This window comes from Dyella sp., from assembly GCF_036746095.1.
Lineage (GTDB): Bacteria > Pseudomonadota > Gammaproteobacteria > Xanthomonadales > Rhodanobacteraceae > Dyella_B.
On record NZ_DAIOEU010000068.1, the window covers coordinates 1 to 23,309 of the forward strand.

The following is a 23,309-nucleotide window of genomic DNA, read 5'->3' on the forward strand; positions in this document are numbered from 1 at the left end:
ATTTCTGAAGAACTTCATTTTCCCCGGACAGCAGTGGGCGAAGGCCGGAATGACGAGCAAAAGCGTCAGCCTACGAATGCCTCAAGGCGAGCTGGGCTTGTCCCCTGCCCCGCGCAGATTCGTGACCTTCCCCAACAGGCCAAACCAGAACGGCGCGCCGAACAACGAGGAGGAGGCCGTGATCAGCCAACCGGGAATCATGTATAGCACCGCGGCGGGATGCGGTGTCTCGATCCATCCGATCGGCAGCTGTTCGAGGTATGACAAGGCGTCATGGGCGTCGGGCGTCGCTGCCGTCGCAGGCAGGTGGAACACGCCCGTGGCGGACATTTTCCATAGATGCGTCAGCACGTGGCTGGCGTCGATGTTGAACAGGACCGCCACCAGCAAGGCCAGTACGAACGCCCAGAACTGGGCGTGTCTTTTATAGGCGCCGGAGATTCGCTCCATGGCGGAATCGAACCAGCGGGCGATCTCCGCCTCGAACAGCGCCACGCTGCCGGCGGCACGGTCGTACATGCTGCAAAGGCAGCTGCGGATCTGCGGATCGGAAATGTTTTCCAGCACCGGGCGAAGGTCGGCAAATGCCACCTGTCCTTTCTGCAGGGAATCCACCATGGCGCGCGCGAAGTTCAGCGGCGCGATGTATGACGGCGCCAACCGCAAGGACACGCCCGCGATGCTGGTTGCACGGCCGTCGCTACGCGGATTGACCAGTGCATGGTTGTAGATGTCCAGCACCAGGCCGTGTCCATTCAAAAGTTGATCGATACCGTTCAACAAGGTCCTGGCGCGCTGCCGGAACACGGACGCCATCGCTTCCTGCAAGCTGCTGGCGATCAACGCGACCGAACCGAAGCACACGATCATGCCGATGGCGGCCTCAAGCACAATGCTGCCGAACATGTTTCACCTCTTGTGGTTACCGCTCATGCGCGCAAGGCCCGCCGTGCTTCGCCATCGCTCCAGCGCGCCAGCAGGTCGTCGATCAATGCCGCGCGTTGATGGTGCAGATAGAAATGATCGCCTTCGAAGCTACGGCAGGCAAAGCCCGGCAACGCCCAGCGTTCCCACGCGCGGATGTGCGAAGGCGTGATGTACGTGTCGCCGGTCCCGGCGTAAGCGGTGATCGGTAGCCGCAATGTGCAGCCTTCCGGCACCGTGTAGCTGTCGATCAGGTTGAAATCCGCACGCAGCACCGACAACACCATTTGCAGGTAGTCGGGATGGCCGAGGATTTCCTCCGGCGTGCCGCCAGAACCTTCCAGCATGCGCAGCAGTTCGGCATCGCCGAGCGTGGCGCGTGATTTTTCCCGCCGGCACAGCTGCGGTGCGGGACACGCCGATACGAACAGGCGTTGCGGCAGCGGCAGATGGCGCTCCTGCAGCTGCCGCGCCACCTCGAAACCGACCAGGCCACCCAGGCTATGGCCGAAGAAGGCGAACGGCAGGTCGAGCGGCAGCGCTTCGGCCAGCATCATGGCCAGTGTGTCCAGTCGATAGAGCGGCGGTTCGGCGGCGCGTATTTCACGCCCGGGAATCGCCGCAGCCCACACTTCCGTATATGGGGTGACATGCTGGTGCCACTCCCGAAACAGCGAGGGCCCGCCACCGGCGTGATGGAAGCAGATCAGGCGGCGACGCGTACCGCCACTCGCGCTGAAGCGCCGAAACCAGCGCCCCGCGTCAGCCGCATTCGCCCGCATGCTTACCGCCATCCCGCGTCCCCTTGGCGTGCCCTGATGGGCCACCGCGCTTGCCATTTTGCATCACTTCGACGGCCGGCATAAGCGGTGCGATGCCACGGCTACCACGTGAAGACATCGTGAAAACACCTGGCGTGCAAAGATGTGTTCGCCCCCCGCGCCGCCCCTTGTGATCGCGGCAGCAGCTACCACCATGCGCACATCCCCGCCAAAGGAAATCCCCATGACACAGATCGTCAACCGCCGTATCGTGCTGCACGCACGTCCGCATGGCGAACCCAGGCCCAGCGATTTTCGCCTTGAAAGCCAGCCCATTCCGCAACCGGCCGAGGGGCAGGTGCTGTTGCGCACGATCCATCTTTCGCTCGATCCCTACATGCGTGGCCGCATGAGCGATGCACCGTCCTACTTGCCGCCGGTGGAACTCGGCCAAGTGATGGTCGGCGGCACCGTGAGCCGCGTGGAGGCATCGCGCCATCCCGCTTTCAAAGTGGGCGATGTGGTGGTGGGGGCCAGCGGATGGCAGGACTATGCGCTATCCGATGGCCGCGACATCAGCGCGATAGACAGCCGCATCAGCCGGCCCTCGCTGGCCCTCAGCGTGTTGGGCATGCCGGGGTTCACCGCGTATCACGGCTTGTTGCAGATCGGACAGCCGAAGCCGGGCGAAACCGTGGTGGTGGCATCGGCGACCGGTGCGGTCGGCTCCATCGTCGGCCAGATCGCCAAGCTCAAAGGTGCACGTGCGGTCGGCATTGCCGGCGGCGCCGAGAAATGCCGCTATGCCGTGGAAACACTCCGCTTCGATGCATGCATCGACCATCGCGCGCCGGATTTTGCCGAGCAACTCGCCGCGGCAACGCCCAAGGGCATCGACGTCTACTTCGAAAACGTCGGCGGTGCCGTGTTCGATGCCGTGCTGCCGCGGCTCAACATCGGCGCACGCGTGCCGGTGTGCGGCCTGATTGCCCAGTACAACGCCACGCACTTGCCGGACGGACCGAACCGCGTACCGGAGTTGATGGGATTGATCCTGGCGCGGCGTTTGCGTATGGAAGGTTTCATCATCCTCGACCACTACGCGGCCGAGTTTGCCGATTTCCTGCGCGACATGAGCGGATGGGTGGCGCAAGGCAAGGTGACGTTGCGCGAGGAATTCGTCGAAGGGCTTGAACTGGCGCCGCAAGGATTGATCGATTTGCTGGCGGGCAGGCATTTCGGGAAGGTGGTGGTGAAGGTTGGCGGGTGATGGTCACACTCCATCCCCTGCTCGCGCCTGGTTGGCGAGGAGTCCCGGCTTGCCGGGCTCTGCTTCCTCCCCTGCCCCGGTTGGGGAGTGTCGGGGCGGGGTTGCCTGGGCTTTGGCGCGCAGTTGGACGTTGCCGATAGTCTTTGAAGGCGTTTCTGCGTTGATGCCCGGCCTGAACGCTCGCTACGCGCGCACGCCACCTGTGCTGCACCCGGGGGGAGTCGCATAGGGCGTGCGGCGCAATCTAGTGATATTCCGTCTGAAAACCAGTGACCTTGCCGTTGACGACGGTAATGATTTCCACCTTGTTTCCCTGCACGTACTGCCATTCCTCGCCACGCGATACCTGGTCGTCCGGCAGGCCGCCATGGCTCCGATGCGCAAAAGCACGCACCGTCGGCGGCCCCATCAATTGCTGCACATACGCGGCGCTGTCGCCGATCGTCAGCACCTTGTCACCGACGCGCAGCGAGGTGGCGGCGTGGACGGCAACGCTGGCAAGCAACAAACCCGCAAGCAGATAGCGGCGCATGATGAACTCCCTTTTCATGGTGGACTGGCGCGGCGTCATCCGCGCGCCATGCGGTCTGGTATGCAGGTGACGCGGCGCCGACCCAAGCCGCAAAAATCCGAAAACGGCTGTTATTGTCAGTAGCGGCGTTCCACCACGAATACGGCCCGGCAACCGCGATCCACCCAGATGCCGTCACGCGACCAGTCCCAGCTGCGTCCCTGCCGGCAATCTGCGCCCGAAAGCTTGTTGACCATGCGCACCTGGTCGTCGCGGCGCAGGTCCACCGGACAGAACTGGCGGTTGCCGCCGTGGCTTTCGCAACGCACCTGCAGCTGTTGCGGCGGACGGCCCCAACCACGGCCCCGGCCGTCGTCGTACTGGCGGCCATAGGCCGGGGCGAACTGTCCGCGGCAGCCTTTGTCCACCCAGATACCGTTACGGTCGAATCCCCAGGTCTGGTCGCGCACGCAGCGCGTCTTGGACATCTGCTGCACCAGCTCCGCATCGCGCCAGGGCACCTGGCAGCGCGCGAAGCGGTTGTCGTTGCTGGCGCAATACGCACCTTGCGGGCCACGTTGCGCGTGTGACGGAGCCGGTGCCTCCAACAGGCCAAACCCGACGGCCAACGCAACCGCTCCGCTCCTCCATACCTTGCCGATCACGTGCATGGTCGCTCCTCATTCCGCCGCGCAAGTTATTTCGATGAGGACGATAGCCGTATCGCTGCGGCAAGTCATCGGCTCCACGCGGCGGTACGCAAGCGGCAGTTCATGTTGCGCCCGCCTGCTCCGCCGTGACACAACCTTGTTTTGCCTTCGGCGCCATCACCACAACGCCTTGTCCATGCTGTGCGCTGACATTCCCTGCAGGCAGCCGTGCACGCATGCCAGACCAGCACTACGACATCATCGTGATCGGCACCGGCCCTGGCGGCGCATCGCTGGCGCAACGGCTTGCACCCACCGGCAAGCGCATCCTGCTGATCGAGCGCGGCGGCTACCTGAAGCGCGGCATCGAAAACTGGGACGCGAAAACCGTCTTCGTCGACAACGCCTATCTGCCCGACGAAACCTGGTACGACCGCGACGGCCATCCGTTCCAGCCCGGCCTGCATTACTTCGTCGGCGGCAATTCCAAGATGTACGGCGCCGCACTGTTCCGCTTGCGCGCGCAGGATTTCGAAACCTTGCAGCACGGCGATGGCATTTCACCCGCGTGGCCGCTCAGCTATACCGACTTCGAGCCCTACTACACGCAAGCCGAACAGCTGTTCCACGTGCACGGGCAACGCGGCGAGGATCCCACCGAACCGCCGGCGAGCGCACCGTATCCGTTTCCGCCGGTATCGCACGAACCACGTTTGCAGCAACTGCACGAGGATTTCGCCAGGCAAGGCGTGCATCCGTTTCATATGCCGCTGGGCATTCTGTTGGACGAACACCACGGCCACGTCGCGCCAACCAGCACCTGCATCCGTTGCGCGGCGTTCGATGGCTATCCGTGCCTGCTCAACGGCAAGGCCGATGCGCAGGTGATATGCATCGACCCCACGCTGGCCGCACATGCCAACGTCAGGCTGCTTACGCATACCTGTGCGACCCGGCTGGAAACCGATGCAAGCGGCCGCAGCGTGGCCGCCGTGCACGTCGAGCGCGAAGGAAAGCATGAAAGCTACTCGGCGGATATCGTGGTAGCGGCGTGCGGCGCGCTGAGCTCCGCCCTGTTGCTGCTGCGCTCCGCCAACACGCGGCATCCCGACGGGCTTGCCAACGGTTCGGGCATGCTCGGCCGCCACTACATGCGGCACAACCAGTCGGTGATGCTGGCCGTTTCGCGCGAGCGCAACGACACCGTGTTCCAGAAAACCCTCGCCGTGAGCGATTACTACTTGGGCGCGGACGACTGGCCCCACCCGCTCGGCCTGATCCAGATGACCGGCAAATCGCACGCCGACACCCTGCGCGGCGAAGCGCTGCCGGGATGGCTCCAATGGCTGCCCGAACTTCCCTTCGACCAGGTCGCGCAGCATGCACTGGATTTCTGGCTTTCCAGCGAAGATCTGCCGCGTCCTGAAAATCGCGTGCGCCTGCAACGCGACGGACGCGTGGTGCTGGACCTGCACGAGAACAACCTCGATGCGCATGCAAGACTCAAGCAGAAGCTGAAAGCCTTGGTGCGTGGCACCGGCAAGCATCCGTTCGAGCGGGAGTTCGAGGCCGGCAAGGAGATTCCCATTGGCGGTACCGCGCATCAGGCCGGCACGGCGCGGTTCGGGCGTGATCCGGCGAGTTCCGTGCTGGACGTGAATTGCAAAGCGCATGAGCTGGATAACTTGTATCTCACCGATGCGAGTTTCTTCGTGTCGATCGGCGCGGTGAATCCGACGCTGACGATTATCGCGAATGCCTTGCGGGTGGCCGATCACATCAAGGAGCGGCTGGGTGTCAGCTGAGGGATGGGTATGTATCGGCCTGACATTTCCAAAACGAATCGTCTTTCCGGCGAAGGCGGGCGCCCATGACCTCACTGGACACCATCGGCATTCCGTTGCTGATCCGCATCTGCCTCGTCGTGCTCTTCCCCTTCAGCGCACTCGACAAGATCATCAACTGGAACGACGCGCTCAAGCAGGCCAACTCCACCTTCCTGCCCGGCGGCTCCGTGCTGTTGATCCTTGGCATGCTGCTCGAACTGATCGGCTCCGCCTGCATCATCGCCGGCTGGCACGATCGGCTCGCTGCGTTTCTATTGGCCGGCTATTGCGCCGTCACCGCCCTGCTCTACCACAACTTCTGGGCCTACCCGGATTTCTGGGCCAAGGGCAGCAGCCTGGCACGCGCGCACTTCTGGGATTTCCTCAAGAATTTCGGCCTGGTCGGCGGCATGTTGCTGATCACCTTCGGCACCCAGCTCGCGCCGCTGCACGACGTGGCGAGGCATCCGCTCGCCTCCACACCGGTCTACACACCCGCCGCGGTCGCGCCTTCCCCTGCGAGGTCTACGCCATGAACACGCACGTTTCCGACACCGACTCGCCCACGTTCGAGTACTGGCAGATCTGGACGGACATCGAAGGCGTCAGCCATCAATCGCGCTGCATGCTGGATCACTTCGAGCAACAGAGCATGGGCGGCGCGGCACCGCAGTGGAACGACGCACTCGTCTCGCGGCAAGCCACCGTGGTGTTTTCCGTACTGCCGCCCGGCTGGGTCGGCGAATGGCACGAAAATCCGCGGCCGCAGTGGATCGTACCGTTGTCGGGGCGCTGGTTCGTGGAAAGCATGGATGGCGCGCGCGTGGAAATGGGCGCGGGCGATGTGTCCTTCGGTGGTGACCAGCAATGCGTGGCCGACGGCAAGGGACGCAAAGGCCATCGCTCCGGCGCACTCGGCGATGCGCCGGCGGTGCTGATGCTGGTGCAGCTCGAACATCCCGGCGCGCGCGGACGGCCTGCCAATGCGACGGAGGACGTGCGTGGATAACATCGAAGTCGTCGATCCGCGTTTTCACGCAATGGTGCTGCCCAACGCGCCGCTGGAAAAACTCGCCGACGGATTTCGCTGGCTGGAGGGACCGGCCTGGTTTGCCGATCACAACTGCCTCTTGTTCAGCGATATTCCGAACGATCGCGTGATGCGCTGGAGCGAAAGCGGCGGTGTTTCGGTCTTTCGCCAGCCCTCGCATTATGAGAACGGCCATACGCGCGACCGTCAGGGCCGGCTGATTTCCTGCTCGCATCGTCGCCGCAACATCACGCGCACGGAATGGGACGGCGGCATTACCGTGCTGGCCGACCGCTTTGAAGGCGCGCGCCTCAATTCGCCCAATGATGTGGTGGTCAAATCCGATGGCAGCATCTGGTTTTCCGATCCGCCCTATGGCGTGAACACCGATTATGAAGGCGGCAAGCAACAGCGCGAATTGCCGTCGCGGGTGTATTGCGTCGATCCGCGCAACGGCCAGCTGCACCCGCTCACCGATCAATTCGACGGGCCCAATGGCCTGTGCTTCTCCCCGGATGAAACAAAGCTGTATGTGGTGGATCTCGGCATCCAGTTCGCCGCCGAACCGCATGCGGAGATCTGGGTGTTCGAGGTGGAAGCCGAAGCCGGCAAGCCGCCACGTCTCGCCCATGGACGCTGCTTCCTCAAGACGAAAGCAGATGGCATCCGCTGCGACGAAGCCGGCAATCTGTGGGTCGCCACGCCCGATGGCGTGCATTGCTACGACGCGCACGGCACGCTGCTCGGCCGCATCAAGCTGCCGTGCACCGCGTCCAACCTGTGTTTCGGCGGACGCCATTACAGCCGCCTGTTCATCTGCGCCTCGCAAAGCTTGTATGCGATCTATACCAACTGCCGCGGCGCGCAGCGTCCATGAGCGCCGCACGCGCGCTGCGTATAAAGCATGTCAGCCGCAACGTCGCCGAGCTGGCGCGCGCGGTGGCTTTCTATCGCGATGCGCTGCACTTCGTGTTGCTTGAAGAAACGCGGCACGATCACCCCGGTAGCGGGAGCCTGGTGGCACGCATGCGGCTGGGCGAGCAGGAGCTTTGCCTGGTGGCATTCGATTCGCACGGGTTTCCCTATCCCTCGCGCCACAGCGCGGCCGATCCATGGTTCCAGCACCTGGCCATCGTGGCGGCGGATATGCCCACCGCGTACGCCCAGTTGTGCCGCTATGCGTTCGAGCCGATCAGCGAAGGCGGACCGCAAACCTTGCCGCCGGGGGCGGGCTCGGTAACGGCATTCAAATTCCGCGATCCGGACGGGCATCCCTTGGAGCTGATCCAGTTTCCCGCAGGCGATACGCGACGGCAGCGCGAAGGCGGACTGTTTCTGGGCATCGACCACACCGCGCTGGTCGTCACCGATCTACCGCGGTCGCTGACGTTCTACGAGCAGCTTGGTTTCCGCGTGGTATCCCGTTCGCACAACCATGGGCCGGCGCAGCAGCGGCTGGATGGCCTGGCGAATGCGGACGTGGAAGTGACCAAGCTTGCCGCCGTATCCAATGAACTGCCGCGGCTGGAGCTGTTGTGCTATCGCGCACATGCAGGCAAGGCAGTGGCGATGGCGCCGGATGACATGGCGGCTGACCGCACGGTACTTGAAGTGGAGGCCGGCGAGCCGGCGTTGGTGCGGGATCCGACGGGACATCGGCTGGTATTGCAGCCGGCAAGGCACGCCGACACTTCTCCCACAACCGCTTCACCCACCCTAGATCACCCGATGCGCATCGTCTAAGCGACGCCATGCCGCAGGTTCGATCACCGTGGTCAAAAGCCCAGACGACCACCTCAACAAGCCCGACATGCCGCTCCCCCGCGACGCCTCCGCCGTCTACCGGGGCGGCCTGTTCATTCTCGCCCTGCTCGCCTGCCTGTATGTAGCGAAAGAAGCGGTATTGCCCTTGCTATTGGCCTTTTTCTTGAAGTTGCTGGTGCAGCCGGGCATGAAACTGATGAAGCATCTGCGCGTGCCGCGTTTGATCGCCGCGCTGGTGGCTGTAGCCGTGCTGCTGGGCATAGTCTTCGGCCTCATGCACCTGCTGAGTTCGCCCGCCTCGGAATGGGCGCACCGCCTGCCGCAGGGCTTGCCGCGCCTGCAGCAGCGCGTAAGTGTCATCAGCAAGCCGATCGATACCCTGACCAAGCTGTTCAAGCACGCCCAGAGCGCAGTCGTCGGCAACGTGCACCAGCAGCCGTCTTCGAGCGGCATGGACGTCAAGCAGATACTGTTTTCCACTGCGCGCCACTTTGTGTCGGGTTTCGTGTGGACCTTCCTGATGCTGTTCTTCCTGCTGCTTGCCGGCGATACGTTTTTGCGTCGGCTGGTAGAAGTGATGCCTACCTTCGGCGACAAGCGGCAGGTGATCGATATTGCGCAACAAGTGGAAAGCGATATCTCGATTTACCTGATCACCATCACCATCATGAACAGCCTCGTGGGCATCGTGACCGGCCTGGGCATGTGGTTATTGGGCCTGCCCGATCCGCTGCTGTGGGGAGTGACCGCGTTCGTGCTCAATTACGTGCCGATTTTCGGCCCGCTCACCGGCATGGTGATGTTCCTCGCAGTAGGCATGCTGAGCCTGGATCCGCTGTGGAAAGCCTTCACGCCGATGGCGCTGTACATCTGCGTGCACGTTACCGAAGGCGAAGCGGTCACGCCGATGATTCTGGCGCGGCGCTTCACGCTCAATCCCGTGCTGGTGATGGCGTCGCTGTTGTTCTGGGATTGGATGTGGGGCATTCCCGGCGCCGTGCTGGCGGTACCGTTGCTGGCGATTTTCAAGATCGTGTGCGAGCGCGTGCGGCCCTTGGGGGCACTGGGTCATTTCATCCAAGGGGAGCGACGGCGGGTGTGGGAGCCGTGAGTTGCTTGCTCACGTAAATCTGCGCGCTTGCCTGCGGGGCAGCGATGGCGCGAGCAGGCTACGTTCGCGGGATGAAAGAAAAATGGAATCGCGCGCGGCAGTTGCGCATTGCAGGCACGGATGCGGGGTCATTTGTGGCGGCATCTCAGGCGCAGAAATCTGGCGATGTATAAACCCTTCCCTACTGCCATAGGGGAAGGAACAGATCGTCGCGGGGAACAGTCCCCTCCCCTGTGTGCAGGGGAGGGTTAGGGTGAGGTGCGAGCGTAGCGAGCCGTGGCGGCCCGACATCAGCGCAGCGAATACCCCGTCACGCGCCACACATTGTCACCGTCCAGGTGAAACGACACCAATTCGCGCACCGGCTGCTTTTCATTGGCGAAGTGCGTAGCGAAGGCGACGTTCGCAAACAATCCCGGCGGCAGCTTCTTGCCGTCGGATTCGCTGAAAGAAAGATTGGCCGGCGTGCGCGTGATCAGCGTGCCCACCGTCTTGCGATCGGTGCTGACACCTTTGACGAACGCGTCGCGCGCGATCAGCTGCTTGGTGATGGTGGACGCGCCATCCCACACCTGCCCTTCCTGGCCCTTGTCGACCAGGTCGGCCACTTGCAGCGCAGCCCGTTCGATCTGCTGGTTGCGCTGGGCGTATTGCTGCGGCGTGGGTGGTTGGGCGGCTGGCGTTTGGGCGAAGGCGCTGGCAGTGACGGCGGCCAGGGCAAGAAAAGAAAGCGACGTGACGACGCGCATGATGATCAGCTCCCGAGAATGCTGTTGGTAGACAAAATTTCAAACACACTTGCGCGATGCTGCCTTCGCTGTATCCAATCAGCGAAGGGATTGGGCTTGGCGAATCGCCCCTCTTGCCCAGGCGTCATTCCGGCGAAAGGCGGAAATGACGGTGAGGGCAGCGGCCCATCGCGCAAGACTGCACACCCTCACCCCAACCCCTCTCTCGCAGGGAGAGGGGCTCACATCTCAAATCAATGCGTATCCACCCGCACCACCACGCGCCGGTTCGGCGCCAGGCAGGCAATCAACTTGCCGCGCGCCTGGTCCGCGCACTGCACCACCGGCTCGGCCTTGCCGTGCCCTTCCGCACCGATCAGATCCTGCGCCACGCCCTTGGCAACGAGATACTGCGCCACCGTTTCCGCACGCCGCTGCGACAGCACCTGGTTGTACTCATCGCTACCCAGGCGATCGGTGTAGCCGGCGACGCTGATGTGTGCGATGCGGTTGTTTTCATCCAGCAAACGCGAAGCCAGCGCGTCCAGCTGCGCACGCCCGCCATCGGTGATGTCCTTGAGCGAGTAGCGATCGAACGCAAACAACGCGTCCGTCGCCAGCGTGGTTTCCTGCTCCTCGTGCTTCGCCACCGGTGAAGGAGGCGGCGGCGGTGGCGGCGGATTCATGTAGCGCGCGCAATCTTCCGGTTTCCAATAGAACGTGCGCGCCAGCTTGTCCTTGTCGAACAGGATCTTGAACTGGCACACCGTCACCTGGCCGGAATCCGCATCGCGGAAGTTGAACACGTAGTTCCACTCGCGCACGCCCCACACGCCTTCCTCGAAATGCGGCCAGCCAATCAATTGGGAAATCTGCTGCTTGTTGAGGCCCGCGTGCAGCTCGCGCAGATGGTCGATTTCCGGGAACGTGCCGCCACGGTGCATCGGCGTGACGTCATCCGGCTTGGGCCACACCAGTTCCTGTGCGTGGGAGCCGTCCTTGGCCACGTTGCGGCTGACGTTGCCACAGGCGCTCATGCCCATCGCCAGCAGCGCCAGGAAGACAGCCTTGCTTGTCGAAGAAAATTTCATGTTCATCGTCTCCCTGTCCTTACCAGACCACGTTGACGCTGCCGCCGACGCCCACGTCGCCGCGCGAGTCGGAGGAAGCAGCCAGCTTGAAGATGTAGCGCCCGCTTTCGGTGATGGTGGACAAACCCACCGCCACACCGGCTTCGCCGTGGAAGGAACCGAAGCCCACGCCGAAGCTGCTCAGGTTCGGCTGATACGCCTGGCCCAGGCTGGACATCGCAATACCCGCTGCCACACCGGCATTGGCGCGATTGGATATCGCGTTGAGTTCGTGGTCGACGCCCGCCAGTTTCTGGTCGGTGTAGTTCTGCGCCCAGTTCTCCGCCGTTTGCACGCCTTGGTTCACCTGGCCCACGTTCGCCGCATCGGTGGTCGCCGTTCCGGCCGCCACGTTATGGACCTGCGCCGGCGTGCCCGCCTGGCCCACGGTGACGCTGCTGTAGTTCACCGTGCCATCGCTGTTCTTGTCGTACTGCACGGAACCGGCTTGCGACTGCTGCAATTGCGCCACGTTCACCGCATCGGTCGACGCCGTACCGGCCGCCACGTTGGTGATCTGCCGCTGATCGGTAGACGAGCCCACCGACACCACGTTCGAACGGCCACCATCGCTGGAACCGGCGCCCAACGCCACCGAGTTGTTGCCGCTGGAGGAGGAACCATCACCGATCGCCGTGCTGTCTATGCCCGAGGCCGTGGCCGAGGGACCTTCCGCCACCGAGTTGGTGCCGGTGGCGGACGCCGCGTTGCCGCTGGAATTGGCCGAGAAATACTTGCTGCCGCCATTGTTGATGTTGCTGACGGTGGTATTGAGGTTGGCGATGGCAGAGGTGTTGGCATTCACCTGCTGGTTGGTTGCATACAGCTCCGAACCGTTGATCGCATCCGTGCTGGTGGCATTCACCTGCCCGGCCGCGACGTTGGTGACGGTGCGTTCGTTGCCGGCACTGCCCACGCTCACCGTGCTGGAGGGGTTGGTGCCCGCCACCGCATAGGTGTTGCCGCCAACGGTGACGCTGCTGGTGCCTTGCACGGTCGAGGTCGTCGAGCCTGCACCCAAGGCCACGTCACCCGCGTTCGCGCTGGCGGTGGCGCCGTTACCGATGGATACCGCGTCAGTAGCGCCAGCAGTGGATACCGGCCCGATCGCCACGCTGTTGGTGCCGACGGGTTGCGAATCGGCCAGCGACGAGTTGGCGTGGAAGTACTTGATGCCCGCGCCATCCACCGCACCGCCGATCTGGTTCAGCACGCTCTGCACCGAGTTGTAGGTGTTGCCGCCGTAACTCAGGTTGGTGGTGACGGCGCCGGTGGTCGGGTCATAAGTGGTGTTGCCTCCCAGCGACGAAGCCACCGTATTGCCGAGGTTGGTGACGGTGTTGCCCAAAGTGGTGGTCGTCGTGCCGAGCGCGGTCACCGCCTTGTTCGTCGCATTCAGCTGCGAACCATTGATCGCATCGGTGCTGGTGTCGCTGACCTGGCCTGCCGCCACATTGGTGATGGTGCGCGGCGATCCTACGCCGCCCACGCTCACCGTGCTGGTGGCGTTGGTGCCGGCGAAGGTATAGGTCGTGCCGTTGATGGTAGCGCTGGGCGTGTTCACCACGGTTGCGGTGACCGAATTCGCACCCAATGCCACGTCGCCCGCTTGTGCGGCGGCATTTGAGCCGGAACCCAATGCGATGGCGGCCGTGTTGCCGGCCGTGCTCAATGTACCGATCGAGATCGCGCCGATACCACTCGCGTTGGACTGGGTGCCCATCGCAACCGCATCCGCGAAATTGGAGGTTGCGGTCTCGCCGATCGCCACACCACCCGGAGCGTTCTGCTGCACGATCGCCCCATCGCCCATGGCCACGCCTTCGTCGCCGTTCGTGATCGTGTTCGGGCCGACGGCAATGGCATTGTTGCCCACCGCCAACGAGTCGGGGAGGGCGGAGTTGGCATGGAAGTACTTGGTGCTGGTGACCGACACCGCGCCGATCGCGCCGGCCAGCTGGCGCACCGTTACCGCATCGTCCGAAGCAGAACCGTCCGCCACGTTGGTGATCTGGCGATAGCCCGTGGCATTGCCCACGGATACCTGGCCCAGCAAGGTGCGGTCGTTGACGTTGTATTGCACATACGGGCTGACGCTGCCGGTGGGGGTGGCAGGAGCCGGATGATCGGTCACCGAACCCGAACCCAGCGCCACGCTGTCGGCAATCGTCGCCTGCGTGTTGTAGCCGATGGCGCTCGCATTGGCTGCGGTCGCCACCGCCGCCACACCCGCCGCCATGGCATTCGCACCTGTGGCACCGTTGTTGGTGTAGTTGGCCTGCTGCGTACCGCCATCGTTGACGCCGTAGTAATGCGTCAGCCCGTTGTTGACGGTGGTATTGAGGGTATCGATCGCCTGGTTCGTCGCATACAACTGCGAACCGTTGATCGCATCGGTGCTGCTGCCGTTGATCTGCCCCGCCGCCACATTGGTAATGGTGCGCTGGTTGGTCCCGCTGCCCACGCTTACCGTGCTGGTGGGTGCGCCGCCGGCAAAGTTATATGTGGTGCCGGCGATCACCGTGCTTGGTGTCTGCACCACCGTGCCGGTGACCGAGCCCGCACCCAATGCCACGTCGCCCGCTTGTGTGCCGGCCGTTGCGCCGGCGCCCAACGCAATCGCGTTGGCTTGACTGGCGGTGGCCGTATCGCCGAAAGCCAGCGCGCTGGCCGCCGTTGCGCTCGATGCATTGCCAAGCGCCACCGCGCCCTGCCCGCTCGACGTATTGCCATTGCCCAGCGCCACCGCGCCTTGTCCGTTCACGCTGTTGTTGGCGCCCACGCCGACGGCGCCGGTGCCGCTGACCGAGTTCGGATCGCCGATCGCCACCGCGCCATCGCCGTTGACGGTCTGTTGGTTACCCAACGCCACCGCACCGGTGCCGCCCAGCACGCGCGATTGATAACCGCCGGCGATGGAACCGGTGCCCGATCCGGCCGCTACCGTGTTGCGGTCGCCGATCGCCACCGTCGACGCCGCCAGCGCTTGCGAGCCGAAACCGATCGCCGTGGCGTTCGTCGCGGTCGCGGAGGCATTCACGCCCGCCGCCAGCGAATCCGTACCCGTCGCACCGTTGTTGTTGTAGTTGCCCTGCTGCGTACCGCCGTCGTTGACGCTGTAGTAATGCGTCAGTTGTCCGGTCACCGTGGTCAGCGAGTTATTGAGCGTATTCACCGCCTGGTTCGTCGCATACAACTGCGAACCGTTGATCGCATCGGTGCTGTTGCCGTTGATCTGCCCCGCCGCCACGTTGGTGATGGTGCGCTGGTTGGTCGGACTGCCCACGCTTACCGTGCTGGTGGGCGCGCCGCCGGCAAAGTTGTACGTGGTGCCGGCGATCACCGTGCTCGGCGTCTGCACCACGGCGCCGGTGACCGAGCCCGCACCCAATGCCACGTCGCCCGCATTCGTGCCGGCTGTCGCGCCATTGCCGATCGACACCGCATTGGTCGTGCCGGCCGTGGACACCGGCCCGATCGCCACGCTATCCGTGCCCGTCGCCTGCGAATCGGCGAGCGTGGAATTGGCGTGGAAATACTTGATGCCGCCGCCATCCACCGCGCCGCCGATCTGGTTCAGCACGTTCTGCACGGAGTTGTAGGTGTTGCCGCCGTAATTGAGGCTGGTGGTGACCGCGCCGGTGCTGGAGTTGTACGTGCTGCCTCCGCCCAGCGAAGAAGCCACGCTGTTGCCCAGGTTGGTCACCTGCCCGCCCAACGTGGTAATGGCGCTGTTGGCGGCGAACAGCTGCGAACCGTTGATCGCATCCGTGCTGCTGCCGCTGATCTGGCCTGCCGCCACGTTGGTGATGGTGCGCGGACTGGTCGAACTGCCGACGCTGACCGTGCTGGTCGCGTTGGTGCCGGCGAAGTTGTAGATGGTGCCATTGATGCTGGTGCTGGGCGTGTTCACCACCGTCGAGGTCGTGGCATTGGAACCCAGCGCCACGTCGCCCGCATTCGCGCCCGCCGTCGCGCCGTTGCCGATCGCGACGCCAGACCCGATGCTCGCCTTGCTGCCATTGCCGAGCGCAACGCTGTTGGCGCTGCTGGCATTGGCGTTGTTGCCCACCGCCGTCGCACTGATGCCCGCGGCCGAAGCGCTTACGCCGGCCGCCAACGCATTCGATCCCGTCGCGCCGGCATTGTTGTAGTTGGTGTCCGTGCCGGAGGACGTGCTGTTGACGCTGTAATCGTGCGTCTGCGCCGCGGTGATGTTCGATTGCAGCGTGTTCGCCACGCTGTAGAGTTCCGAACCGTTGATCGCATCCGTGCTGTTCGCATTGATCTGGCCCGCCGCCACGTTGGTAACGGTGCGCGGGCTGCCCACCGCACCCACGCTTACCGTGCTCAGCGCATTCGTGCCCGCAAAGCCGGAGTACGTCACGTTGTTGACGGTTGCGCTGCTGGTGTTGACCACCGTCGACGTGGTGGAACCCGAACCCAGCGCCACGTCGCCGGCCTGCGTACCGGCCGTTGCGCCCGCACCCAAGGCAATCGTATTGGCCTGGCTGGCAGTGGCCGTATCGCCGAGCGCCAGCGCACTCGCCGCCGTTGCACTGGATGCATTGCCAAGCGCGACCGCGCCCTGCCCCGTGGCGTCGTTGGTGTTGCCCAGCGCAACGGCACCTTGCCCGTTCGCCGTGTTGTTCGCGCCTACCGCCACCGCACCGTTGCCGGTCACGGTATTGGGATCGCCGATCGCCACCGCGCCGTTGCCGTTCGCCGTCTGGCTTTCACCGATCGCCACCGCGCCCGTGCCACCGAGCACTTGCGAGTTGTGGCCGCCGGCGAACGAACCCGTGCCGGCGGCCGCCGCCACGGTATTGGTGTCGCCGATCGCCACGGTGGATGCTGCAAGCGCCTGGGAGAAGTTGCCGACGGCCGTCGAAGCCGTTGCCGTGGCATTTACATGATTGCCCAGCCCAACACTGGTGCTGCCTGTCGCTTGCGCGAGATAACCCGCTACCAGGCTCGCGCTCCCACTTGCCAAGGCGTTGTAACCGATCGCGATGCTGGCGTTCCCGGCCGCGTTTGCGTCCGCCCCCACTGCCACGGCCCTGCCGTTGACACCACCTTGTGCAATCGCACCGTTACCCAACGCGGTGCTTAGATTGCCCGCCGCATTTGCCCCGCTGCCTACGGCTAAAGATTGACTGCCCTTCGCGGCCGTTGTATAGCCGATCGCCACTGCCTGGGTACCGGTGGCGCCAGTGTTGTTGTAATTGCTGTCCGTGGCCGGGTTGGGGTTGTTAACGCTGAAATCATGCACTTGGTCAGCCAGCGCCACCGCATACAACTGCGAACCGTTGATCGCATCCGTGCTGCTGGAACTGACGCGGCCCGCCGCCACGTTGGTGATAGTGCGCGGCGCCGTGGTCGATCCTACGCTTACCGTGCTCAGCGCATTGGTGCCGGCAAAGCCCGAATACGTGACACCGTTGATGCTTGCGCTGCTGGTGTTGACCACGGCTGAGGTGGTGGAACCCGAACCCAGCGCCACGTCGCCGGCCTGTGCACTGGCGGTGGCATTCGCGCCGAACGCAATCGCATTGGCCTGGCTGGCCGTGGCGGTATCGCCGAAGGCGAGCGCGCTTGCGCCGGTGGCGTTGGAGGCATTGCCCAGCGCCACCGCGCCTTGTCCGTTGGCGACGTTGTTGTTGCCCTGCGCGATCGCACCATTGCCGGTGGCGGTGTTGTTCGCGCCCACTGCGACTGCACCACTGCCGGTGGCCGTGTTGGGATCGCCGATCGCCACCGCGCCATTACCGCTCACAGTCTGGCTTTCACCCAAGGCCACCGCGCCGGTGCCGGCAAGCACGCGCGAATTGTGTCCGCCCGCGATCGAGCCCGTGCCGGATGCGGCCGCCACCGTATTGGTGTCGCCCAATGCCACCGTGGATGCAGCAAGTGCCTGCGAACCGTTGCCGACTGCTGTCGCGTTGATCGCGGCGGCCTTCGCTGTATTGCCGAGCGCTTCGGCGCCCTGCGCACTCGCTACCGAGCTGGCGCCTACCGCAATCGCGTTGGCGCCGGATGCATTGGCGGCATTGCCTTGTGCGATGGCGTTCGCACCGGAAGCAATCGCATGCAGGCCCATCGCGGTCGCCGCCGATCCCGATGCCGTCGCCTGATAGCCCTCCGCCAACGCAAAGGTAGCATTGGCGATGGAACTCCCGCCTACCGCCGTAGCTGTCGTGACCGCTGCGTTGGCGTTGTACCCCACGGCGGTCGCCCAATCGCCGTTGGCAATCGCATTCGTGCCCAGGGCAGTTGTATAGGAACCATTGGCATTGGCACTACCACCGATGGCGATCGAGCCCCCGGAGGGTCCGGTAGAGGCGGCACTCGTCCCCAATGCAATGCTATCGGTTGCCGACGCGGTAGCCGCATTGCCCTGTGCCAAGGAGTTTTGACCCGAGGCAACGGAATGGATACCAAGCGCCACCGCGCCCGCTCCTGTCGCGCTGGTCTGGAAACCTGCCGCGTAAGCGAAATTGGCACTGGCAACAGTGCTTGCACCGATCGCGGCAGCACCCTGGCCCGAAGCACTGGCGCCCCAGCCCAAGGCCGTCGCCCAACCGCCACTCGCTACAGTGTTTTCACCGATCGCCGTGGTGTACGACTGTCCAACGGCGTTCGCGTTATAGCCGATGGCAACCGCTCCCCCTGCGGGTCCCGAAGCAGCCGCGCTCCACCCGATGGCGATGCTGTTTGCTCCCGCGCTTGCCACGGGGCCGATCGCCACGGCGTTGGCGCCCGTCGCACCATTGTTGTTGTAGTTGCCCTGGGTCGTGGCGCCATCGTTGACGCTGAAGTAGTGCAACGTGGAGCCGGTGATCATCGACTGCAGCGCCTGGTTCGTCGCATACAGCTGCGAACCGTTGATCGCATCGGTGCTGCCGGAGCTGATGCGCCCCGCCGCCACATTGGTAATGGTGCGCGGCGCCGTAGCCGTACCCACGCTGACCGTGCTGGTCGCATTGGTGCCGGCGAAGGTGTACGTGGTGCCGCCCAATACTGTGTTCGGCGTATTCACCACCGTCCCGGTGGTGGAACCCGAACCCAGCGCTACGTCGCCTGCTTGCGTAGCGGCCGTGGCGCCCGCACCCAACGCAATCGCATTGGTCTGGCTCGCTGTAGCGGTATCGCCCAACGCGATCGTGCTTGCGCCGGTCGCATTGCTGGTATTGCCCAGCGCTACTGCGCCCTGGCCATTGGCTATGTCGGAATTACCCTGAGCCACCGCGCCATTGCCGTTGGCGGTGTTGTTCGCACCTACCGCGACCGCGCCGGTGCCGGTTGCCGTATTCGGATCGCCGATGGCCACCGCGCCGTTGCCGTTGACGGTCTGCTGCTGACCGATCGCTACCGCGCCGGTGCCGCCGAGTACCTTGGACTGATAACCGCCCGCGAACGAGCCGGCACCAGCCGTACTGGATACCGAGCTAGTATCGCCAATGGCAATGGTTGAGGCTGCTTGCGCACTCGCGCTACGGCCTATAGCGATAGCTTGGGCACCGTTCGCGATCGCAAACGCGCCTATGCCCACCGCGTTCGCCTGGCTCGTATTGGCCTGAATGCCCATGGCGATGCCGTATATACCCGACGACTGCACGTCCGTGCCGATGGCAATCGCCGATTCCGCGGAAGCGCCCACTCCGACTGTGCGTGCGCCGATATAAGTCGCGTTGAGCGCAGTTGAATATGCCTGCCAGCCGATCGCCGTTGCGTGAGCTGTGGTGGCTTGGGTTCCGAGCCCTATCGCGGACGCACCATTGCCATTGGCAACCGTTCCTCCGCCCAATGCAGTCGCACCGATGGCAGCATGAGCGTTCTCGCCAACGGCGACTGCATTCCCTCCGTTTGCGATTGCGCTAGCGCCAAGTGCAGTGGCATTGCCGGCCGTCGCCTGCGCACCTGCACCTAATGCAGTGGCATTGCCGACCGTTGCCTGCGCACTTGTACCTATAGCAGTGGCATAGCCGGCCGTTGCCTGCGCTCCTGCGCCTTCAGCGATAGCGTAGTCGACGTTAGCAACCGTATTGACGCCCAGGGCTACCGCCCCAACCCCGCTGGCGGTGGCCGCCTGACCTACGGCCATTGCGTTGGTGTTGGTCGCATGCGTGTTGTAGCCGAGAGCCAGCCCGTTGAAGCCGCTGGCGACGCTGACGTAACCCAGGGCGACCGAACCCTGTCCGGTTGCCTGACTGGAAGTGCCAATTGCAGTGCCATACGTGCCGCTGGCGTAAGCCCCGTAACCTACGGCGCTGGTGGCCGTACCCACCGCGGACGAGCTATAGCCCACTGCGACACCTTCTGGCCCTCCTGCATTGGCACCTGAACCCAGCGCAGTTCCGTCACCGCTAGCGCTCGCACCGGCTCCCATGCATGAAGAGGCACCGGCATAGAAGTTCCAAGGACCGGCATTGCAGTTAGTCTGTGCATCCGCCCAACCCGTCCATCCCGTGGCCATCAACACCACCAGGATGGTCGCGTAAAGACGCCGCTGCGCAGGTTGCGTCTGCGCACCTTGTCCTGTCGCCACACTGTGCCGGCACGACGCTAATTCCGATGCCACCACCAACTGCTTCAACGAAACATTCCAGACTTTGCTATAGATCCTGTTCATAGCCATCTCCCAAATCCGGTTCCACGGACGGAAAAAATCAAGTGATCGAACGGTGCAGCGAACTCATGCGCGCAACGAATGGGATTCCCCGGCAGGCAATGGATCCTGAGGCGTCGTCTCGGGGGGTGGAGTCAATCGCCTGCCGTCCGCGTCGATTCGCGAACACATGCCGTCCTGGCATGCGGGAAAACGTTTCAGCGGTTCAGCACGTGTCGAACGCGCGCAAGCGCGGGCACTGAACATGGAGCAAGTTGGGTTCGGGCCGCCCAAGCAGATGCGCAGCCGCGCCGTCGGGCGGGTGCGTGGTGTCCCACGGATGCACACATGCGATGTGCGTGCCGTTTCTGCCTGCGGTGTGATGGATGTAATGCATGGTCGCCCCCCGGCTCCGTATCCCTGTGGCAGCCATCGGCGTCATGCCGCTGGCTGTCGTGTGATTGAAGCGGATCGAAGCGGAAACGAATGCACAAATTCGGCAGAACATCACCCGTTTTCGGCAATTGTCATACGAAAGCGGAAACAGGCCGGTGCAGGCGTACGCAAGTTGTCATTTGAGGCCGGACGCATCCATGCCGTGACAATGCTCGCCCACATCCAGGCAGGTTGGAGCGAAGCGAAGCCGAATCCCAGCACGCATGCATGCACATGAGGACCCTTGGGCTTGCTCTGCCAGCACGTTGGGTTAGCGCCAATGGCACCCACGTAAGCCACGAAACGTCACGCTCGCAGTGATCTGCTCCCTACCCTGCGGCAGCAGGGGAGGGAGCAGTTCCTCGCGAACATCAAGCGTCCCGCCCAAGCTAGTGCCATGGGGCTTAGCGCACCTCACCCAACGATGTAGGCATTCGCCAAGCAAGCAAATCGGTTGCGCCCGACAGATTACAGAGCGCGCTTTATGCGAAGGTGCGGTAGTCGGGCGTGCCCATCCCAGTGATGACTTGCGACACGCCCGACAGAATGTGAAGTAACGCGGATCGCCTGGGTAGCCGCCCAAACGATCCGCTGGCCACCACCAACAAACGAGGTTGACAATGGTTGGATCGAATCTTACGGCACCCGCACGCTTCGTGCTCCCACCCTGGTGCTTTTCTCCTACTTCACCGCCGCGCAAGCTGCGCGACGTCGATCCCAAGTGGGCACTCGCCGAAACGGAAGCAGCTGATTCCGCCTAATCGAGCAGGATTTTTCCTGTAGCCCTTCACGCCGCGCGCAATACGCGGCGTGACCTAAGCGTATGGAGAACACCATGAAAAACATGCAAGGCGGCCGCTGCGGGCCGCAACTTTATCTATTGTCCGAAGAAAGCTACGAAAGCCTCAAATACCTGCAAGACATGCTGACCCTGATGGCGCAGATCGCCTACAGCGAAGAAGACCACAGCACCGCCCTCACCCTCGGCCGCGCCGAACTTTGCTTCATCTTCGAGGCCATCAACACGCGCATCGATGACGTGCTCAAGCGTGTAGGCGATGAGAATTGGATCGGTGCGCAGGAGATCACGTGGCAGTAGCTACGCCAAGCCAGAAATGCTGCGGCATCGTCACGTAGGTTGGGTTGCCCGGACTTGATCCCTGTATCTGGATCACATCTGCGCTGAGTGGCGATAACGCCATGTGCTTTTGAGGCTCTTGAGAGCCACGCCGCGGAAGGTGACCGCACGCAGCAGGCAATGCCCCCAGTCAACCGCGCAACAACCCAGTTCGTCAAACCCTCCGTTCACATTGTGACCGAGAGACAGGACTTGATCCGGACCAACCCAACAGATCGCCCCGAAAATGTTGGGTTGCGCTACGTAACCCGACCTACGTCATCCCTCCCCTGCCATCGCAAGGGAGGGAGATATCACCGTTTCCTTACCAATTGATGCGAATACCCGCCTTGCCGCCGTAGCCGTCGCCATGATTGTCGATGCCGAAGTCATAGCCGACGTTGGCATACACAAACACGTTGCGCGCCAGCTGCGAACTGAGGCCGGCACGCAGGCCTACCCACGAGCCTTCCAGGTTGGAATGGAAGCTCACCGGCGTGGTCGGCGTGGAGAACGCGACGCCCGGATTGGCCATGAACTCGCGCCACAGGTCGACGCGCAGCCAGGTGCTGATCAGCTTCGGTTGCGCGGTGTCGTTGCCGAGTGTCCAGGTCTTCCTCGCTTCGGTACCGACGCGGCCGGCGAGCGAGTTGGCGTTGTCGAAGTACACGCTGGAGGCGGCATCGGATGCATCGTTGATCGATGCGGCCTGGTACACCAGCTGGGCCTGCGGCACGAACATCCAGCCGTTGCGCAGTGCGATCGGATAGCCGCCTTCGAGCGATGCGCCGACACCGCGGCCTTCGGTCTTCAACGGCGCCATGCGCGTGGAGCTGGCCTTGATGTTGTAGGCGGTGCCCTGCACTACCAGGTCCGTGTACCAGCCGGCCGTGGCGAGGTGCGTCCAGTAGCCGCCCAGTGTCACGTTCTGCAGCTGATCGTGGCCGGCGTTGATGCCATTGAAGTGCCTGACGTCACCGGCGATCTGGCCGAGCGCGAGATAGACACCGGCAATGTCGGTGCCGTTGTCATGCTGGCCGCGATACAGGTCGACACCGGCTTGCACGGCGAACATGTCGTCGTTGTAGCTCGGCCCCTTGTTGCCGTAGATACCGAGCGAACCGCCATGGCGCGAATCATGCTGCGCGATGACGCGCCCCCAACTGCTGGCGCCGTTCGCGTTGTCGGCCTGCAGCACGCCATCGCCGGTTCGCTCCTGCAAGCTGTCCATCAAGCCTTGGCCGTATGACAGCGCCATCGAGGGAATGGCGGTGTAAAGCGAGACTTCCTGGCGATAAAGCGGCACGGTTTTCGGCGGCGGTGTCGTGCTGCCTGCGCCGGTGGAAGAAGGCGATGGGGTTGGGACCGGTGCCGGTGCCGGTGCTGGTGTCGGTGCTGGTGTCGGTGTCGGTGTCGGTGTCGGTGCCGGTGTCGGTGCTGGTGC

16 protein-coding genes are annotated in these 23,309 nt (G+C 63.7%); 8 read left to right on the forward strand and 8 right to left on the reverse strand.

The genetic code is table 11. The features are described 5' to 3' along the window. Positions 1 to 81: 81 nt before the first annotated feature. Together V7M64_RS19410 and V7M64_RS19415 are read right to left on the reverse strand one after the other, a co-directional pair. Positions 82 to 906, reverse strand: a complete 825-nt coding sequence (locus tag V7M64_RS19410; protein ID WP_333681464.1) for a hypothetical protein — start codon at positions 904 to 906, stop codon at positions 82 to 84. Positions 907 to 929: 23 nt separating this feature from the next. Then, on the reverse strand, positions 930 to 1,718 hold the full coding sequence (locus V7M64_RS19415; protein ID WP_333681466.1) for a thioesterase domain-containing protein: 789 nt from the start codon (positions 1,716 to 1,718) through the stop codon (positions 930 to 932). Positions 1,719 to 1,929: 211 nt separating this feature from the next. On the opposite strand from V7M64_RS19415, the gene V7M64_RS19420 reads away from it, so the two are divergent. After that, on the forward strand, positions 1,930 to 2,955 hold the full coding sequence (locus V7M64_RS19420) for an NADP-dependent oxidoreductase (protein ID WP_333681468.1): 1,026 nt from the start codon (positions 1,930 to 1,932) through the stop codon (positions 2,953 to 2,955). Positions 2,956 to 3,199: 244 nt separating this feature from the next. Here the strand turns inward: V7M64_RS19420 and V7M64_RS19425 are convergent, their stop codons facing one another. Both V7M64_RS19425 and V7M64_RS19430 read right to left on the reverse strand, forming a co-directional pair. Continuing rightward, on the reverse strand, positions 3,200 to 3,487 hold the full coding sequence (locus V7M64_RS19425; RefSeq protein ID WP_333681469.1) for a DUF2845 domain-containing protein: 288 nt from the start codon (positions 3,485 to 3,487) through the stop codon (positions 3,200 to 3,202). 116 nt (positions 3,488 to 3,603) lie between these two features. Beyond that, positions 3,604 to 4,137, reverse strand: a complete 534-nt coding sequence (locus tag V7M64_RS19430; RefSeq protein ID WP_333681470.1) for a DUF3011 domain-containing protein — start codon at positions 4,135 to 4,137, stop codon at positions 3,604 to 3,606. A gap of 215 nt (positions 4,138 to 4,352) precedes the next feature. On the opposite strand from V7M64_RS19430, the gene V7M64_RS19435 reads away from it, so the two are divergent. The 6 genes from V7M64_RS19435 (at position 4,353) to V7M64_RS19460 (ending at position 9,847) form a co-directional block, all read left to right on the forward strand. Continuing rightward, positions 4,353 to 5,921 (forward strand): GMC family oxidoreductase, encoded by a 1,569-nt coding sequence (locus tag V7M64_RS19435; RefSeq protein WP_333681471.1) that lies wholly within the window; start codon positions 4,353 to 4,355, stop codon positions 5,919 to 5,921. Between the two features lie 65 nt (positions 5,922 to 5,986). Further along, positions 5,987 to 6,478 (forward strand): DoxX family protein, encoded by a 492-nt coding sequence (locus tag V7M64_RS19440; protein ID WP_333681473.1) that lies wholly within the window; start codon positions 5,987 to 5,989, stop codon positions 6,476 to 6,478. After that, positions 6,475 to 6,951 carry a hypothetical protein gene (locus tag V7M64_RS19445; protein ID WP_333681475.1) on the forward strand — a complete coding sequence of 159 codons (477 nt, stop codon included), beginning with the start codon at positions 6,475 to 6,477 and terminating at the stop codon, positions 6,949 to 6,951. Before V7M64_RS19440 ends, V7M64_RS19445 begins: the two co-directional genes overlap by 4 nt. Beyond that, positions 6,944 to 7,849 (forward strand): SMP-30/gluconolactonase/LRE family protein, encoded by a 906-nt coding sequence (locus tag V7M64_RS19450; protein ID WP_333681477.1) that lies wholly within the window; start codon positions 6,944 to 6,946, stop codon positions 7,847 to 7,849. Before V7M64_RS19445 ends, V7M64_RS19450 begins: the two co-directional genes overlap by 8 nt. Continuing rightward, on the forward strand, positions 7,846 to 8,715 hold the full coding sequence (locus V7M64_RS19455) for a VOC family protein (RefSeq protein ID WP_333681479.1): 870 nt from the start codon (positions 7,846 to 7,848) through the stop codon (positions 8,713 to 8,715). The genes V7M64_RS19450 and V7M64_RS19455 overlap by 4 nt, the downstream gene beginning before the upstream one ends. A 28-nt stretch (positions 8,716 to 8,743) precedes the next feature. Then, positions 8,744 to 9,847 (forward strand): AI-2E family transporter, encoded by a 1,104-nt coding sequence (locus tag V7M64_RS19460; RefSeq protein WP_333681481.1) that lies wholly within the window; start codon positions 8,744 to 8,746, stop codon positions 9,845 to 9,847. A 290-nt stretch (positions 9,848 to 10,137) separates the two neighbouring features. Here the strand turns inward: V7M64_RS19460 and V7M64_RS19465 are convergent, their stop codons facing one another. The 3 genes from V7M64_RS19465 to V7M64_RS19475 form a co-directional block, all read right to left on the reverse strand. Beyond that, positions 10,138 to 10,596 carry a DUF4019 domain-containing protein gene (locus V7M64_RS19465; protein WP_333681483.1) on the reverse strand — a complete coding sequence of 153 codons (459 nt, stop codon included), beginning with the start codon at positions 10,594 to 10,596 and terminating at the stop codon, positions 10,138 to 10,140. Positions 10,597 to 10,829: 233 nt separating this feature from the next. Then, entirely contained in the window at positions 10,830 to 11,666 is an 837-nt protein-coding gene (locus tag V7M64_RS19470) for an OmpA family protein (RefSeq protein WP_333681485.1), read from the reverse strand. Between the two features lie 19 nt (positions 11,667 to 11,685). Beyond that, on the reverse strand, positions 11,686 to 20,337 hold the full coding sequence (locus V7M64_RS19475) for an ESPR-type extended signal peptide-containing protein (protein ID WP_333681487.1): 8,652 nt from the start codon (positions 20,335 to 20,337) through the stop codon (positions 11,686 to 11,688). Positions 20,338 to 21,583: 1,246 nt separating this feature from the next. Here V7M64_RS19475 and V7M64_RS19480 point away from each other — a divergent pair. Continuing rightward, the gene (locus V7M64_RS19480; RefSeq protein ID WP_333681488.1) at positions 21,584 to 21,847 is read left to right on the forward strand and encodes a hypothetical protein; all 264 of its coding nucleotides are present in this window, start codon (positions 21,584 to 21,586) and stop codon (positions 21,845 to 21,847) included. Positions 21,848 to 22,190: 343 nt separating this feature from the next. Here the strand turns inward: V7M64_RS19480 and V7M64_RS19485 are convergent. After that, positions 22,191 to 23,309: autotransporter outer membrane beta-barrel domain-containing protein (locus V7M64_RS19485; RefSeq protein ID WP_333681490.1), on the reverse strand; the 1,119-nt coding region annotated here is incomplete at its 5' end.

Coding starts and splice junctions, on each gene's coding strand:
- V7M64_RS19410 (WP_333681464.1), bottom strand. CDS start 906: ATGTTCGGCAGCATTGTGCTTGAGGCCGCCATCGGCATGATCGTGTGC.
- V7M64_RS19415 (WP_333681466.1), bottom strand. CDS start 1,718: ATGGCGGTAAGCATGCGGGCGAATGCGGCTGACGCGGGGCGCTGGTTT.
- V7M64_RS19420 (WP_333681468.1), top strand. CDS start 1,930: ATGACACAGATCGTCAACCGCCGTATCGTGCTGCACGCACGTCCGCAT.
- V7M64_RS19425 (WP_333681469.1), bottom strand. CDS start 3,487: ATGCGCCGCTATCTGCTTGCGGGTTTGTTGCTTGCCAGCGTTGCCGTC.
- V7M64_RS19430 (WP_333681470.1), bottom strand. CDS start 4,137: ATGCACGTGATCGGCAAGGTATGGAGGAGCGGAGCGGTTGCGTTGGCC.
- V7M64_RS19435 (WP_333681471.1), top strand. CDS start 4,353: ATGCCAGACCAGCACTACGACATCATCGTGATCGGCACCGGCCCTGGC.
- V7M64_RS19440 (WP_333681473.1), top strand. CDS start 5,987: ATGACCTCACTGGACACCATCGGCATTCCGTTGCTGATCCGCATCTGC.
- V7M64_RS19445 (WP_333681475.1), top strand. CDS start 6,475: ATGAACACGCACGTTTCCGACACCGACTCGCCCACGTTCGAGTACTGG.
- V7M64_RS19455 (WP_333681479.1), top strand. CDS start 7,846: ATGAGCGCCGCACGCGCGCTGCGTATAAAGCATGTCAGCCGCAACGTC.
- V7M64_RS19465 (WP_333681483.1), bottom strand. CDS start 10,596: ATGCGCGTCGTCACGTCGCTTTCTTTTCTTGCCCTGGCCGCCGTCACT.
- V7M64_RS19470 (WP_333681485.1), bottom strand. CDS start 11,666: ATGAAATTTTCTTCGACAAGCAAGGCTGTCTTCCTGGCGCTGCTGGCG.
- V7M64_RS19475 (WP_333681487.1), bottom strand. CDS start 20,337: ATGAACAGGATCTATAGCAAAGTCTGGAATGTTTCGTTGAAGCAGTTG.
- V7M64_RS19480 (WP_333681488.1), top strand. CDS start 21,584: ATGAAAAACATGCAAGGCGGCCGCTGCGGGCCGCAACTTTATCTATTG.